Source organism: Caulobacter sp. Root1455 (genome assembly GCF_001426905.1).
GTDB lineage: Bacteria > Pseudomonadota > Alphaproteobacteria > Caulobacterales > Caulobacteraceae > Caulobacter.
Window position 1 is genome coordinate 364,111 of sequence record NZ_LMFQ01000001.1, and the last position, 13,729, is coordinate 377,839.

Below are 13,729 nucleotides of genomic sequence, written 5' to 3' on the forward strand. Positions count from 1 at the left end.
TTACAGCGTGCTCAGGAACGCTTCGTAGGCCGTGCGGTCCATCAGGGCGTCGAGCTCGGCGGGGTTGCTGAGCTTGATCTTGGCGAACCAGCCGCCGGCTTCCGGCACGGCGTTGACGGTCTCGGGGGCGTCGCCGAGCTGGCCGTTGGCCTCGACCACCTCGCCCGACACCGGGGCGTAGACGTCGGAAGCGGCCTTGACGCTCTCGACCACCGCCAGGGCGTCGCCCTGTTTCACGGTCTTGCCGACCTCCGGCACCTCGACGAACACCACGTCGCCCAGTTGCTCGGCGGCGTAACCGGTGACGCCCACGGTGGCGACATCACCCTCGACTTCAACCCACTCGTGGTCCTTGGTGAACTTCATGGTCTGGGCCCTTTTTGTCTGGATCTAGATCTTGCGCACGTAGCGGGTGGGGACGAACGGCGAGGTCACGACCTCGGCCGCCTGCGGCTTGCCGCGAACGATGACTTTCAGCTTCGAACCGACCACCGCCAGGGCGGGGGGAACGAAGCCGATGGCGATGGCGCCGCCGAAGCTGGGGCCGAAGCCGCCGCTGGTGACCACGCCGACCACGGCGCCGGTCTCGTCGGCGATCTCCGCGCCCTCGCGGGCGGGAGCGCCTTCCAGCACCTTCAGATTGACGCGGAGCCGCTTGAGGTCGCCGGCCAGTTCGTTGAGGATCCGGTCCGCGCCCGGGAAATCGCCGGCCTCGCGGCGGCTCTTGCCGACGGCGAACGGCATGCCGGCCTCGATCGGCGAGACCGTCTCGTCCATGTCGTGGCCGTACAGCGGCAGGCCGGCTTCCAGGCGCAGGCTGTCGCGGGCGCCCAGGCCGATCGCCTTGACCCGCTCGTCTTCCAGCAGGGTGTTCCAGATGCGCGTGGCCTCGGCGGCCGGCACGGAAATCTCGTAGCCGTCCTCGCCGGTGTAGCCCGAGCGCGAGATGATGGCGTCGGTCCCGAAGGCGGTCATCGCGGCGGTGTCCATGAACACCATGGTCGCGGCCTGCGGCACGTGGGCGGCCAGGACGGCGGCGGCCTCGGGGCCCTGCAGGGCCAGCAGGGCGCGGTCTTCCAGCCGCTCGACGGTCGCCTCGCCCTTCAGGGCCTGCGCGATGATGGCGTAGTCGTTGTCCTTGCAGGCGCCGTTGACGACGATGAACAGGCCGTCGTCGTCGGGACGGGCGGTCATCAGGTCGTCGATCACCCCGCCCTCGGCGTTCAGCAGCACCGCATAGCGCTGCTTGCCGGGCTTGAGGCCTTGATAGTCGGCAGAGACCAGCTTCTCGAAGCTCTTGGCCGGATTGTCGCCGCGCAGCCGCGCCTGGCCCATGTGCGAAACGTCGAACAGCCCCGCGTGCTCGCGGGTCCACAGGTGCTCCTTCAACACCCCGTCCTTGTACTGCACCGGCATGGAATAGCCCGCGAACGGCACCATGCGCGCGCCGGCCGCGACGTGCGCGTCGTACAGCGGGGTCTTCTTGAGATCTTGGTCGGACACGCTCTGGGCTCCAATCGGGGTCGGCGACGCCGCCCGGCTTTCGCCAGGTGGTCTCGCCCCCGCTGTCCCTTTGACCTGAGAGATTCCGGCCCCCTTCCAAATGGGAAGAGACGGGCCTTGCTCCTTCGGCGGGCAGCTCTCCCATCCCGGGAAACCTGCCTCTTTCCAGCGTTCCTAAACCCGCGCGGTCCTTTTGCCTGAGCGTTTCCGGGGCGGTTGCGCCTTCGGCCTCGGGACCAGAATCCCGACGTCTCCCGCGAGGGTCGAGGCGTGTTTGGGCGAGGGGGCGGGCGGAGTCAACTGGAGAGGCGGGGCTTGAGCGACCTCATTCGCCATTTGCAACCTAGCGACGATCAAGTCAGTTTGAAGTCGCAATTTGCGATCTCAAAGAGCGGGCATGACCGACCAACAGCCATCGACGTTTGATTTCGAAGCTGAGCCGGCCCCGCAGGTGTTTGCGGCGCGTGGTCTCCCGGTCATTCTCGACGCAGATCTTGGTCGGCTTTTCGGCGTGGAAACAGGCCGCCTGAACGAACAGACCCGCCGAAACTCACGGCGGTTCGACGGCTTCGCATTTCAGCTGTCCGCCGAGGAGTTTTCAAACTTGAGATCGCAAAATGCGATCTCAAGTTCGTCGCATGGCGGACGCCGGTACAGACCCTACGCGTTCACCGAGCATGGCGTCGTGATGGCGGCCACTGTCTTGAAATCCAACCAGGCGATCGCCGCGTCACGGTTCATCATCAAGGTGTTCGTCGAAGCGCGGCGCACGGCTTTGGTTTCGGACGGCGCGAACCTGCCGTCGCTGATCGACGCGCGCGGCCTGCTTTCGTTGGAGGGCGAAGCTCGCACCGGGTTGATGGGCAAGCTCAACGGAGCCCTAGGCCGGGTGCTGGACGCCATCGCCGATCCGCAAACCCAGGCCACGGTCCGCGACGAGGCCCACGCCATCGCCGCCGAGGGGCTGCGCAGCCTCAAGGAATATCTGAAGCGGGCCGGCGTCCAGAACGAGAAGACCCTGGCGGAGGTGCGCAAACTGCTGGCCGAGGCTGACGCCCTGGAGGCCGAGACCGCCCAGAAGCACACCGAGAACCAGCATCGTCAGCTCGCGCTGTTGGCCAAACAGCTGCGCCTGGTGCTGGTGGCCCAGCAGTATCTGGAGACCGGCGGGGTCGAAGGCCTGCTGGCGACGCTCAAGGATCTTGAGCGCCCCTGACGGCCTACATCCGTTCCGGCGCCTCGATGCCCAGCAGGTTCAGGGCCAGCTCCAGCTGCCGGAGCGTCGTTTCGGCCAGGGCCAGGCGCGAGGCCCGGACGGCCGGCTCGTCGGCGCTCAGGATCGGACAGGCGGCGTAGAACTTCGAGAAGGTCTGGGCCAGCTTGTAGGCGTGCTCGGCGATGAAGTTGGGGGCCTTCTTGTCGTAGGCCTCGCTCAGAGCGCCCTCGAACGCGTCCAGCAACAAGGTCAGGTCGCGCTCGGCCGGCTCGCCGACGACGATCGGGCCCGAGACGACCTTCTGCTCGGTCGCCTTGCCCAGGATGCTCTTGATGCGCACCGACTGGTACAGCAGGTACGGCCCGGTCTTGCCCTCGAAGCTGGTGAAGCGGTCGAGGTCGAAGACGTAAGAGGTGCCGCGGAAGTTCTGCAGGTCGGCGAACTTCAGGGCCGCGACGCCGACCTTGTGGGCGATGTCCTCGAAGGCCTCTTCCGAAAGCTCGGCGCCGAGGCCGGCTTCATGCAGGCGCTCGCGGGCCTTCTCGCGGGCCATCTCGATCAGGTCGTGCAGCTTCAGGACGCCGCCCGCGCGGGTCTTGAACGGCTTGCCGTCGGACCCGTTCATGGTGCCGAAGCCGATGTGCTCCAGCCCGCCCGGCTCGGCGTAACCGGCCAGGTACGAGGCGCGGAACACCTGCTCGAAATGGTCGGCCTGGCGCTGGTCCACGCAATAGAGGATCAGGTGCGGGTCGAACGTCTTGCGGCGGTCCAGGATCGTGGCCAGGTCGGTCGTGCCGTACATGGCCGAGCCTTCCGACGAGACGACCAGAAGCGGATCGGGGCTCTCGACCACGACCACCGTGCCGTCTTCCAGCTTCTTCTTCTTGGTCTCACCGGGCCGGGCCACGCGGACGATCCGGGCGCCCTGGTCGTCGACCAGCAGGCCCTTGACCTCGAGCTGGCGGACCATCGGAGCGATCAGGTCCTGCACGTCGCTCTCGCCCTTCCAGAGGTCGAAGTCGACGCCCAGGGCGTGGAACTCGCGTTCCAGCGCCACGCGGCTGATGTTGACGAAGTGGCGCCACAGCAGGCGGTAGCCGAAGCGGCCGTTCTGCAGCTCGGCGGTGGCCTTGCGGGCCTTTTCCTTGAACTCGAGGTCTTCCTTCTGGCGCTGCGAGGCGGCCGGATAGAGGCGGTCCAGGTCCTCCAGCGTCACGCGCTGGGCGAACTCAGACATGAGATTGGCCTCGTCGGCGGCCGAGAAGCCGCGCGGGGCCTCGACCAGGCGCTCGAGCAGGGCGCGGATGAAGGCGTCCTCCTCCATGATGGCGCTGATCAGCAGCCCCATCTGGAAGCCCCAGTCGCCGAAGTGGGCGTCGCCCACCACGTCGTCGCCGCGGAAGCGGTACAGGCGCTTGACCGACTCGCCGATGATCGAGGCGCGCAGGTGGCCCACGTGCATCGGCTTGGCGACGTTGGGGCCGGCATAGTCGACCAGCACGCGACGCGGCGCGGCCAGGAGTTCGGCCCCGGCGCGCGGATCGGTCGCGATCTCGTTGGCGCGGGTCGACAGGGCGTCGCTGCTGACGCGCATGTTGATGAAACCGACGCCGGCGATCTCGACCGAGGCCAGGCGCGGATCGGTCTTCAGGATGTCGACGACCTGTACGGCGATCTCGCGCGGATTGCGCTTGGCGCTCTTGGCGGCCGCCAGGGCCCCGTTGCATTGGAAGTCGGCCAGGTCGGGCCGGTCGGACGCGGTGACGCGACCGAAGTCGGGGGACAGTCCGGCGGCCTGGAAGGCGGCCGCGGCCGCCTCGCTCAGGGACCGCTTCAAATCACTCATGGCTTGGCGACGTTTCCGGGTTGGGTCTGGGCTTGCTGCGTCTGGCCGGCGTTGACGCGGAAGCGCTTGCCGTCACGATTGAAGGCGGCCATTTCCGGGGTCACGTCGAAGCCGATCAAGACCTCGAAATTACTGCCGCTGACCTTTTCGTCGGCGCGCGGGATGGTGATCGTGTTCAGGCTCTGGTTCACGTAGACGCGATCGCGACCTTGCGGAAAGGTCACCGGCAGATCGAAATATTCCTTGGCCAGGACGTCCTTGTTGCGCTCGGTCACCGCGACCCAATAGCGGTAGGTCTTCTGGTTGCCGACGGCCTGCGGGCCGCGACCCATTTCGAACAGCATCTCGACCCGCATCTTGATCGGGTCGTTGCTCTTATAGGCGCAGCCCGAGCTCAGGCCCTGGATCTCGCCGGTATAGGCGGTCTGGGCGGCGGATTCCTTGCCGTCCTTGAACTCGACATAGCGGCTGGCGTCGTACAGCACCTTCACATAGGGGCACGGGCCGGCGTTGCGCAGCTGGGCCAGGGGCGCCTTGGGCTGGTTCCACTCGCTGTCGCGCTTCTTCTTCTTGGCGGCCTGGTCCTCTTCGCCGCCCTGGCCGCCGGGCCGTCCCCCCTGCTGGGCGTGAACGGTCGTCGCCGTGGCGGCGATCGAGAGGGCCATCAGAGCACTGAGGGCGACGGGAAAAGTGCGGCGCATGAAACGTCCGGTCCGAGATTGGAAAGCTTGAGCGGGAATTCCCACCAGCTTCATGGAGCCTGATAAAGGCATATGCGTGACGTCGCAATGTGCAGCAGATTTCAAGCGGATGCAGCCGACTTTTCCGGCGGACGCTGGCGCGGACGGGCCGGAACCCTTAGGTTCGGCGTCATGAACGCCCATTCGCCCATCTCCAGTCCCGGCCGCCGCGAACTCCGCGTGGTCCTGGCCAGTCCGCGCGGCTTCTGCGCCGGCGTCGACCGGGCGATCCAGATCGTCGAGCGGACCATCGAGAAGTTCGGCGCGCCGGTCTATGTGCGCCACGAGATCGTCCACAATCGCCATGTCGTGGACCGTCTGAAGGCCTTGGGCGCGGTGTTCATCGAGGAGCTGGATGAGGCGCCTGCCGATCGTCCCGTGGTGTTCTCGGCCCACGGCGTGCCCAAGTCGGTGCCCGCGGCGGCCAAGTCGCGCGAGATGGTCTATCTGGACGCCACCTGCCCGCTGGTCTCCAAGGTCCATGTCGAGGCCCAGAAGCATTTCGACGCCGGTCGCGAGATCGTGCTGATCGGCCACGCCGGCCATCCCGAGGTCGTCGGCACCATGGGCCAGTTGCCCGAGGGGACCGTCACCCTGATCGAGGACATCGACGACGCCCGCGCCTGGGTTCCCAAGAACCCGGCCAACGTCGCCTTCCTGACCCAGACCACCCTGTCGGTCGACGACACCGCCGAGATGGTCGACCTGCTCAAGCAGCGCTTTCCGGGCATCGCCGCGCCGCACAAGGAAGACATCTGCTACGCCACCACCAACCGCCAGGAGGCGGTGAAGCTGCTGGCCGGCGCGTCGGAATTGATCCTCGTGGTCGGCTCGAAGAACTCGTCCAACTCGGTGCGGCTGATGGAGGTCGGCAAGCGGGCCGGCGCCAAGGACGCCAAGCTGATCGACGACGCCCGCGGCATCGACTGGTCGTGGTTCGAAGGCGTGAACGCCGTCGGCCTGACCGCCGGCGCCTCGGCCCCCGAGGATCTGGTCCAGGGCGTGATCGACGCCATGGCCGCCCGCTACGACGTGACCGTCGAGGAACTGATCGAGGCCCGCGAGACCGTGACCTTCAAGCTGCCGCGGCTGCTGACGGCTTAGCCCCCGTTCCCCTCGGACCAAGGGTCCCAACCCAGGTTTTCTCAGGTCCGCTCGACGAAAAGCACGGCCGCTCGCTCTTGACCGCCAGCTTCGCCTCCCGCATCCCCGCGCCATGGCCGTCTACACCGACATCACCGACGACGAACTCGCCGCCTTCCTGGGCGACTACGACCTAGGACAGGCCGTGGCGTTCAAGGGCATCGCCGAAGGGGTGGAGAACTCCAACTTCCTGCTGGAGACCACCACCGGCCGGTTCATCCTCACGGTCTACGAGCGGCGCGCCAAGCCAGAGGACCTGCCCTATTTCCTCGACCTGCTGACCTGGCTGGCCGATCGCGGCTATCCCAGCGCCAAGCCGATCGCCGACCGCTCGGGCGCGACCCTGAAGACCATTCGCGGCAAGCCCGCCGCCCTGGTCGAGTTCCTGCCCGGCCTGTCGGCCCGCCGGCCCACCGTCGCCCACTGCCGCGAGGCGGGCGAGGGCCTGGCCTGGCTGCACCTGGCCGGCGAGGGCTATCCGGCCCGCCGCGCCAACGACCTGGGCCAGCCGCACTGGGCGCCGCTGTTCGCCAAGCACCGCAAGGCCGCCGACGGGCTGAAGCCGGGCCTGGCCGCGACCATCGACAAGGACCTGGCCGCGCTGGCCCTGGCCTGGCCGCGCGGCCTGCCGTCGGGGGTGATCCACGCCGACTATTTCCCCGACAACGTGTTCTTCAAGCCGGACGGCAAGTTCGCCGCGACGATCGACTTCTATTTCGCCTGCGACGACGCCTACGCCTACGACATCGCCGTGACCCTGAACGCCTGGTGCTTCGAGCCCGACGGCAGCTTCAACATCACCGCCGCCCGGGCCCTGATCGCCGGCTACGAGCGCCGCCGGCCGCTGAGCCCGGCCGAGCGCGACGCCATCCCGATCCTGGCGCGCGGCGCGGCCATGCGCTTCTTCCTGACCCGCCTGGCCGACTGGGGCGCGACCCCGGCCGGGGCCCTGGTCAAGCCGAAGGACCCTCTGGAGTACGAACGCAAGCTGGCCGTGCACCGCGAGGGCCTCAGCCTGTTCGGAGCCGGCGCGTGACCCCCAGGCTGGTGATCTACACCGACGGCGCCTGCCGCGGGAATCCCGGCCCGGGCGGCTGGGGCGCTCTTCTGATGTTCGGCGACAAGAAGAAGGAAATCTGCGGCGGCGAGCTGGCGACCACCAACAACCGCATGGAGCTGATGGCCGCCATCCAGGCCCTGGAAGCGCTGAACAAGCCGACCAAGGCCGAGCTGCACACCGACAGCCAGTACGTGATGAAGGGCGTCACCCAGTGGATCCATGGCTGGAAGGCCAAGGGCTGGAAGACCGCCGACAAGAGCCCGGTCAAGAACGTCGACCTGTGGCAGCGCCTGGACGCCGCCCGGGCCCGGCACGAGGTCGACTGGCGCTGGGTCAAGGGCCACGCCGGACACGTGCACAACGAACGCGCCGACGAGCTGGCGCGGCTGGGCATGCTGAAGACGCTGGGCGAGCGGGCTTAGACCTTTGATCCCGCTCATCCCGGCGAATGCCGGGACCCAGATGGAATGGCGGCGAGGTTGACGCCAAAAGCGCTGAGCTCTTCCAATCAGCCTCTTAGCTTTGGGATCTGGGTCCCGGCATTCGCCGGGATGAGCGGATCTTTTTAAGCGGCCAACACCCCCGGCTCTTCCCCCGTCGCGAACGGCAGGCCCTCGTCCTCCCAGCCCGTCACCCCGCCGATCATCAGCTTCACGGGGCGGCCCAGCGTCGCCAGCTTCAGCGCCGCGCGGTCGGCGCCGTTGCAGTGCGGGCCGGCGCAATAGACCACGAACAGGGTGTCGTCCGGCCATTCGGCCATGCGCTCGGCGTCGATCTCGGCGTGGCGGAGGTGCAGGGCGCCGGGCACGTGGCGGCGGGCATAGGCCTGGGGCGAGCCGACCACATGCAGCAGGACGAAGTCCTGTTCGCCGGCCCTCATCGACGCGGCGACGTCGGCGCAGTCGGTCTCCAGGGCCAGGCGGCGGGCAAAGTGCGCGGCGGCTTCCGGCGACGGCGCGGCGGAAATGGCGGAAACAAAGCTCATGTCGGCCTCCTCTGTTGGCGAGGAAGACTTGCCCCAGGCGGCGGCCTGGCGTTAGCTGGCACGATCGACAATGACCGTAAAGATCATGCCAAACGCGCCCGCTCGCTCCGGACCCGCCAACAGACGCGTCGTCGCCCTGGCCTATGACGGCCTGTGCACCTTCGAGTTCGGGGTGGCGGTCGAGCTGTTCGGCCTGCCCCGGCCCGAGATGGGGCCGGACTGGTACGCCTTCGCCACGGCGGCGGTCGAGCCGGGTCCCCTGCGCGGCCTGGGCGGGGTTCAGGTGACGGCCGACGGCGGGCTGGAGCTGGTCGAGCAGGCCGGCACCATCATCGCCCCCGGCTGGCGCGGCGCCGACAGCCCCGTGCCCCGACCCTTGATCGAGGCCCTGCGAACCGCCCACGCCAACGGCGCGCGGGTGATGTCGATCTGCTCGGGCGTTTTCGTGCTGGCGGCGGCGGGCCTGCTGGCCGGGCGGCGGGCCACCACCCACTGGCGCTATGTCGACACGCTGCGCGCCCTTTACCCCGACATCGAGGTGCAGCCCGACGTGCTCTATGTCGACGAGGGCGACGTGATGACCTCGGCCGGCAGCGCCGCGGGGCTGGACCTGGGCCTGCACCTGGTGCGCCGCGACTTCGGACCCGAGGCGGCCAACACCGTGGCCCGGCGGCTGGTGATCCCGCCGCACCGCGACGGCGGCCAGGCCCAGTTCATACAGCGGCCCGTGCCGACCGCCCACGAGGCCTCGCGCCTGTCGCCGATTCTGGACCGAATGCGCGCCGACCTGTCCCGCGAGCACACGGTCAAGGCGCTGGCCGACGCGGCGGGCATGAGCCCTCGCACCTTCCTGCGCCGCTTCGAGGCCGCCACCGGCGTCACCCCGGCCCGCTGGCTGCTGGCCGAGCGCCTGGCCCGGGCCCGCGACCTGCTGGAGACCACCCCGGCCGGCGTCGAGCAGATCGCCCAGGCCGTCGGCTTCGGCGCGCCGGCCTTGCGGCACCATTTCAGGAAGTCGCTGGCGACGACGCCCCAGGCCTATCGGGCGCGGTTCGGGGGCCATCCAGGAGCCGCCGACACAAGGTCGCCCGCCTGAAACGAACCCGCCGCGAAATGACCTTGGTCGCGCCGTTGCGAAGCCTGGTTCGGATCCCAATCTCTTATTCGACGCGGACAACCCGGCTTTCCCCCCAGCCGGCCCCAGCGTCCTTAAAGCGCAGCGTCCGTGCCCTCCCCCCTCGGCACGGGCGCTGTTTGCGTTCAAGCCCGACCAACGTCGCTGAACATTGTCCTGGTAACGCTACCATTCCGCGCTATCCTGCACCCGAACACCTTCGTCCGTCTCGAGAACGAAGGATCACGGGAGCGAAGCGGTCATGCGGCCACTGGCCTACGCCTTGACGATCCTGGCTGTTTGCGGCGCCGCCCGCGCCGCGACGCCGCCCCCTCCACAAGCCCGACCGCCGATCGTCTCGGTCTCGCACCTGGCGGTCCACGCCGCCGATCCCGCCAAGAGCGAGGCCTTCTACGTCCATGACCTGGGCGCGGTGAAAGGGGCAGATCCCGAGAACCCCAAGGGCGCGCGCTACTATTTCAGCCCGACCCAGTTCGTCGAGGTGCTGCCCTTGCCCCCCGGTGCGCCGAGGGTCGACCGGCTGGACCATGCCGCCTTCAACACCGCCGACGCGGAAGCCCTGCGCGCCTATCTGGCCGCCAAGGGCGTGGCCGTGCCCGCCAAGGTCGAGACCGGCGCCGACGGCGGCCGCTGGTTCGACGTGGTCGACCCCGAGGGTGTGAGGGTTCAGTTCGTCCAGCCGCCGGCGACCCTGCCCGCCGTCCCGGTCAATCCGCTGTCCAGCCGCATCATCCATGTCGGCTTCATCATCCACGACCGCGCCAAGCAGGACGCCTTCTACCGCCAGATCCTGGGCTTTCGGCCCTACTGGTTCGGCGGCATGAAGGACGACTCCCCGTCCTGGGTCTCGCTGCAGGTCCCGGACGGCTCGGACTGGCTGGAATACATGATCGTCGCCCCGCCCGAGGGCCGGGGTCCGCCGCCCGGCATGAGCCAGGCCACGGCCGGGGTGCTGGACCACTTCTCGCTGGGCGTGCCCGACACCCGCGTCGCCTACACCCTGCTGTGGAACGGCGACCGCCTGGAAGGCCAGAAGGAGACGCCGAAGATCGGGCGTGACGCCAAGTGGCAGCTGAACCTGTTCGACCCCGACGGGACGCGGGCCGAGATCATGGAGTTCCACGCCGTCGGCAAGCCCTGCTGCTCGCCGTTCACCGCCGCCGATCCGGAAAAGTAGCCCACGACCACCGCTTCGAAGCCCCTTCCACGAGGCCGCCCGTGTTCAAGCTCCGCGCCCTGCTCGTGACCGCCGCCTGCGTCCTGTCCAGCATCGCCCAGGCTCAGACCCCGCCGACGGCGCCGGACTGGGCCTATCCCGACAGCCCGACCCACAAGCAGGTCCCGCCGCCGGCGGACTTCCATCGTCCCACCACGGTGATCGCCACGCCGATCGGGGTGTTCGAGGGGCAGGCCGATGTCGGTTCGGCCCTCGTCCCCGGCGCGGCCAGCTTCAAGGACGGCGCCTACACCATCAGCTCGGCCGGCTATAACGTCTGGTACACGCGCGACGAGTTCCGCTTCCTCTGGAAGAAGATGTCGGGCGACGTCTCGCTGGCCGCGGACATCGCCTATCCCGACGCCCAGGGCTACGGCGACCGCAAGGCGGTTCTGGTCATCCGCCAGACCCTGGACGACGACTCCCCCGAGGCTCTGGTCGCCCTGCACGGCGCGGGCATGATCCATATCGCCCGCCGGCCGGCCAAGGGGGCGCGGATCGATGACATGGAATACCGGATCGGCAGCCGCGGCGGCCTGCCCGGCGGCGCCAGTCCCGACAGCCTGGTGACCCTGCACGCCAAGCGCATCGGCATCCAGAAATCGGGCGACGACTTCACCCTGTGGGTCAGCGAGCGCGGCGAGCCGATGCACCAGTACGGCGCGCCGTTGCCGCTGCGCCTGGACGGGCCGTTCTATGTGGGCGTCGGCTTCGTCTCGCACCTGCCCGTCACCCTGGACACGGCGGTGCTGTCCGACGTCGTGCTGGAAAACGCGGCCGGCAAGGTTCGCTAGAAACAGAAGGAGGCCGTCATGCCCAATCGCATTTCCCGCCGCAGCCTGCTGGGCGCCGCCGGCGCTTCGGCGGCGCTCGCTCCGACGATCGCCAGTTCACAGGGCGCCAATTCACAGGGGGCCGCCATGGCCGACAACGACAAGATCGGTTTCGCCATCGTCGGCCTGGGCAAGCTGAGCCTGGGCCAGCTGATTCCCGGCCTGAAGGTCGCCAAGGGGGCCAAGCTGGCCGCCGTGGTCAGCGGCCATCCCGAAAAGGCCCGCCGTGTCGCCGCCGAGAACGGCCTGCCCGCCGACGCGGTCTACGGCTATGACGACTACGACCGCATCGCCAAGGATCCGCGCATCGATGTCGTCTACATCGTGCTGCCCAACTCCATGCACGCCGAGCACACGATCAAGGCCTTCAAGGCGGGCAAGCACGTGCTGTGCGAGAAGCCGATGGCGACGACCACCGCCGACGCCGAGGCGATGATCGCCGCCGCCAAGGCCGCCAAGCGCCACCTGATGATCGCCTATCGCTGCCACTACGAGCCGCAGAACCTGGACGTCATGCGCCGTCTGCGCGCCAAGTCGATGGGCAAGGTGCGGCAGATCAACACCACCATGGGGCGGCAGGCCGATCTCTCCGATCCGTCCGACGTCTGGCGGCTGGACGGCAAGATGTCCGGTGGCGGGGCCCTGGGCGACATGGGCGTCTATGGCGTCAGCGCCGCCCGCTATCTGCTGAACGAGGAGCCGATCGCCGTTCAGGCCTGGGCCCAGACCGACCGCGCCGATCCCCGGTTCAAGGAGACCGAGGACCTGATCAACTGGCAGTTCCGCTTCCCCTCGGGCGTGATCGCCAACGGCTCGACCTCGTTCGCCTACGCTCCCACCATGGCCTTCGAGGTGATCTGCGAACAGGGCCGGCTGGACGCCGATCCGGCGGCCTTCTACGGCGGCAACCGCCTGACCGTGATCAAGGGCGGCCAGGCCCAGCCGCCGATCCCCGCCCCGCCCAGCGACCAGTTCGCCCGCGAAATGGACTGGATGGCCGACGTGGTGCGCGGCAAGGCGCCGATGGTCTCGCCGGGCGAGGAGGGGCTGCAGGACATGCGCCTGATGCAGGCGATCCTGGAGTCGGCGGCCAAGGACGGGGCGACCGTCAAGACCGACTGGGGCTACAAGCGGGCGGTCGATCCGGCGGCCGTGGTGGACGTTCCGGGGAAAGCCTAACCCCGAAAAATCCGCTCATCCCGGCGAATGCCGGGACCCAGATGGAATGACTTGAGGCTGACTCCAGGAGCGCTGAGCCCTTCCAATCATCCACACCGCCATGGGATCTGGGTCCCGGCATTCGCCGGGATGAGCGGTGGTTAGGTTGGGGGGTCTATTTCCCCCGCAGCAAACGCCACCAGCTTTCCGCCAAAGCGTCCAGCAGCGGCTCCAGTGGAGCCGAGGCGCGCTGCACCACCATCACGTAGGACAGCCGCTCGAACTGCACGAGCTGCATCAGCATCCGCGTGCGCGCCGCCGGCCGCTCGGCGTCGGAGAACCGCGCCAGGTAGTTGGGCATGGCGTCGATGAACAGGTTGATGAAGCGCAGATAGTCGTCGGCCAGGTCGGGGTCGGCGACATTGGCCTCGGTGGCCACCGCCAGCAGGTTGCGGCGCTCGTCGGTCTGCTCGGCCATGCCCTGGGCCAGCCAGGCGCGGACGTCCTCCAGGCTTGGATCCGGGATGGCGTCGAGCGCCGCGAAGGTGGCCTGGATGTTGGGGACCAGCCGGTCGCCGATGGCGTTGGCCACGTCCTCCTTGTTGCGGAAATGCAGGTAGAAGGTGGCGCGGTTGGCGCCGGCCTCGGCGGCGATCTGCTCGATGGTCACGGCCCGGAAGCCGCGCCGGCCGAACAGGGCGACGGCCGCGTCGATCAGCCGCTCGCGGGTCAGCTGGCGCTGAGCCTCGCGCAGGCCTCCCGTCCGTTCCACCGCCGCCTTCGCCAAGTTCGTTCTCCTCGTCGCTTCCGTTTTGCCACGCCCCCAGATTCGACGCCAGTCGATTGACACGACAGGTGTCGTCTGAACTACTCGACGCGTCACGCGACGGAGTG

14 protein-coding genes and 1 riboswitch are annotated in these 13,729 nt (G+C 68.5%); of the genes, 8 read left to right on the forward strand and 6 right to left on the reverse strand.

All coding sequences use genetic code 11. The features are described from left to right. Positions 1-366 carry a glycine cleavage system protein GcvH gene (gene gcvH / locus ASD21_RS01480; RefSeq protein WP_056435643.1) on the reverse strand — a complete coding sequence of 122 codons (366 nt, stop codon included), beginning with the start codon at positions 364-366 and terminating at the stop codon, positions 1-3. Between the two features lie 24 nt (positions 367-390). Next, positions 391-1,518, reverse strand: coding sequence for a glycine cleavage system aminomethyltransferase GcvT (gene gcvT, locus ASD21_RS01485; protein ID WP_156398252.1), 1,128 nt, complete (start codon positions 1,516-1,518; stop codon positions 391-393). Between the two features lie 160 nt (positions 1,519-1,678). Then, positions 1,679-1,770: riboswitch (glycine riboswitch) on the reverse strand. A 130-nt stretch (positions 1,771-1,900) separates the two neighbouring features. On the opposite strand from gcvT, the gene ASD21_RS01490 reads away from it, so the two are divergent. Further along, positions 1,901-2,719, forward strand: a complete 819-nt coding sequence (locus ASD21_RS01490) for an ORF6N domain-containing protein (RefSeq protein WP_056435647.1) — start codon at positions 1,901-1,903, stop codon at positions 2,717-2,719. 4 nt (positions 2,720-2,723) lie between these two features. Here the strand turns inward: ASD21_RS01490 and ASD21_RS01495 are convergent, their stop codons facing one another. Together ASD21_RS01495 and ASD21_RS23725 are read right to left on the reverse strand one after the other, a co-directional pair. After that, positions 2,724-4,565 (reverse strand): arginine--tRNA ligase, encoded by a 1,842-nt coding sequence (locus ASD21_RS01495; protein ID WP_056435651.1) that lies wholly within the window; start codon positions 4,563-4,565, stop codon positions 2,724-2,726. Further along, positions 4,562-5,266: a hypothetical protein gene (locus tag ASD21_RS23725; protein ID WP_056435654.1), complete on the reverse strand. Its 705-nt coding sequence runs from the start codon at positions 5,264-5,266 to the stop codon at positions 4,562-4,564. The genes ASD21_RS01495 and ASD21_RS23725 overlap by 4 nt, the downstream gene beginning before the upstream one ends. A 171-nt stretch (positions 5,267-5,437) precedes the next feature. On the opposite strand from ASD21_RS23725, the gene ispH reads away from it, so the two are divergent. From ispH to rnhA, 3 genes are all read left to right on the forward strand, one after another. Beyond that, on the forward strand, positions 5,438-6,409 hold the full coding sequence (gene ispH, locus ASD21_RS01505) for a 4-hydroxy-3-methylbut-2-enyl diphosphate reductase (RefSeq protein WP_056435657.1): 972 nt from the start codon (positions 5,438-5,440) through the stop codon (positions 6,407-6,409). A 112-nt stretch (positions 6,410-6,521) separates the two neighbouring features. After that, complete coding sequence (gene thrB / locus ASD21_RS01510; protein WP_056435660.1) at positions 6,522-7,484, forward strand: homoserine kinase; 963 nt, start codon at positions 6,522-6,524, stop codon at positions 7,482-7,484. Then, positions 7,481-7,930: a ribonuclease HI gene (gene rnhA / locus ASD21_RS01515; protein ID WP_056435663.1), complete on the forward strand. Its 450-nt coding sequence runs from the start codon at positions 7,481-7,483 to the stop codon at positions 7,928-7,930. Before thrB ends, rnhA begins: the two co-directional genes overlap by 4 nt. A gap of 143 nt (positions 7,931-8,073) precedes the next feature. On the opposite strand, the gene ASD21_RS01520 is transcribed toward rnhA, so the two are convergent. Continuing rightward, positions 8,074-8,493 carry a rhodanese-like domain-containing protein gene (locus ASD21_RS01520; protein WP_056435666.1) on the reverse strand — a complete coding sequence of 140 codons (420 nt, stop codon included), beginning with the start codon at positions 8,491-8,493 and terminating at the stop codon, positions 8,074-8,076. 85 nt (positions 8,494-8,578) lie between these two features. On the opposite strand from ASD21_RS01520, the gene ftrA reads away from it, so the two are divergent. From ftrA to ASD21_RS01540, 4 genes are all read left to right on the forward strand, one after another. Then, positions 8,579-9,589, forward strand: coding sequence for a transcriptional regulator FtrA (gene ftrA, locus ASD21_RS01525; RefSeq protein ID WP_200941386.1), 1,011 nt, complete (start codon positions 8,579-8,581; stop codon positions 9,587-9,589). A gap of 280 nt (positions 9,590-9,869) precedes the next feature. Next, a complete protein-coding gene (locus tag ASD21_RS01530) occupies positions 9,870-10,805 on the forward strand; it encodes a VOC family protein (RefSeq protein WP_056435673.1) in 936 nt (311 codons plus the stop codon). Positions 10,806-10,846: 41 nt separating this feature from the next. After that, positions 10,847-11,638, forward strand: a complete 792-nt coding sequence (locus tag ASD21_RS24395; RefSeq protein WP_056435676.1) for a hypothetical protein — start codon at positions 10,847-10,849, stop codon at positions 11,636-11,638. Between the two features lie 18 nt (positions 11,639-11,656). Beyond that, complete coding sequence (locus tag ASD21_RS01540; protein WP_056435679.1) at positions 11,657-12,856, forward strand: Gfo/Idh/MocA family protein; 1,200 nt, start codon at positions 11,657-11,659, stop codon at positions 12,854-12,856. Between the two features lie 154 nt (positions 12,857-13,010). On the opposite strand, the gene ASD21_RS01545 is transcribed toward ASD21_RS01540, so the two are convergent. Further along, positions 13,011-13,622: a TetR/AcrR family transcriptional regulator gene (locus tag ASD21_RS01545; RefSeq protein ID WP_056435682.1), complete on the reverse strand. Its 612-nt coding sequence runs from the start codon at positions 13,620-13,622 to the stop codon at positions 13,011-13,013. Positions 13,623-13,729 lie beyond the last annotated feature (107 nt).

Excerpts from the sequence above, each read along its gene's own strand:
- ftrA (WP_200941386.1), top strand. The coding sequence starts at position 8,579 with ATGCCAAACGCGCCCGCTCGCTCCGGACCCGCCAACAGACGCGTCGTC.
- gcvH (WP_056435643.1), bottom strand. The coding sequence starts at position 366 with ATGAAGTTCACCAAGGACCACGAGTGGGTTGAAGTCGAGGGTGATGTC.
- ASD21_RS01490 (WP_056435647.1), top strand. The coding sequence starts at position 1,901 with ATGACCGACCAACAGCCATCGACGTTTGATTTCGAAGCTGAGCCGGCC.
- ispH (WP_056435657.1), top strand. The coding sequence starts at position 5,438 with ATGAACGCCCATTCGCCCATCTCCAGTCCCGGCCGCCGCGAACTCCGC.
- ASD21_RS01540 (WP_056435679.1), top strand. The coding sequence starts at position 11,657 with ATGCCCAATCGCATTTCCCGCCGCAGCCTGCTGGGCGCCGCCGGCGCT.
- thrB (WP_056435660.1), top strand. The coding sequence starts at position 6,522 with ATGGCCGTCTACACCGACATCACCGACGACGAACTCGCCGCCTTCCTG.
- ASD21_RS01530 (WP_056435673.1), top strand. The coding sequence starts at position 9,870 with ATGCGGCCACTGGCCTACGCCTTGACGATCCTGGCTGTTTGCGGCGCC.
- ASD21_RS01520 (WP_056435666.1), bottom strand. The coding sequence starts at position 8,493 with ATGAGCTTTGTTTCCGCCATTTCCGCCGCGCCGTCGCCGGAAGCCGCC.
- ASD21_RS01495 (WP_056435651.1), bottom strand. The coding sequence starts at position 4,565 with ATGAGTGATTTGAAGCGGTCCCTGAGCGAGGCGGCCGCGGCCGCCTTC.
- ASD21_RS23725 (WP_056435654.1), bottom strand. The coding sequence starts at position 5,266 with ATGCGCCGCACTTTTCCCGTCGCCCTCAGTGCTCTGATGGCCCTCTCG.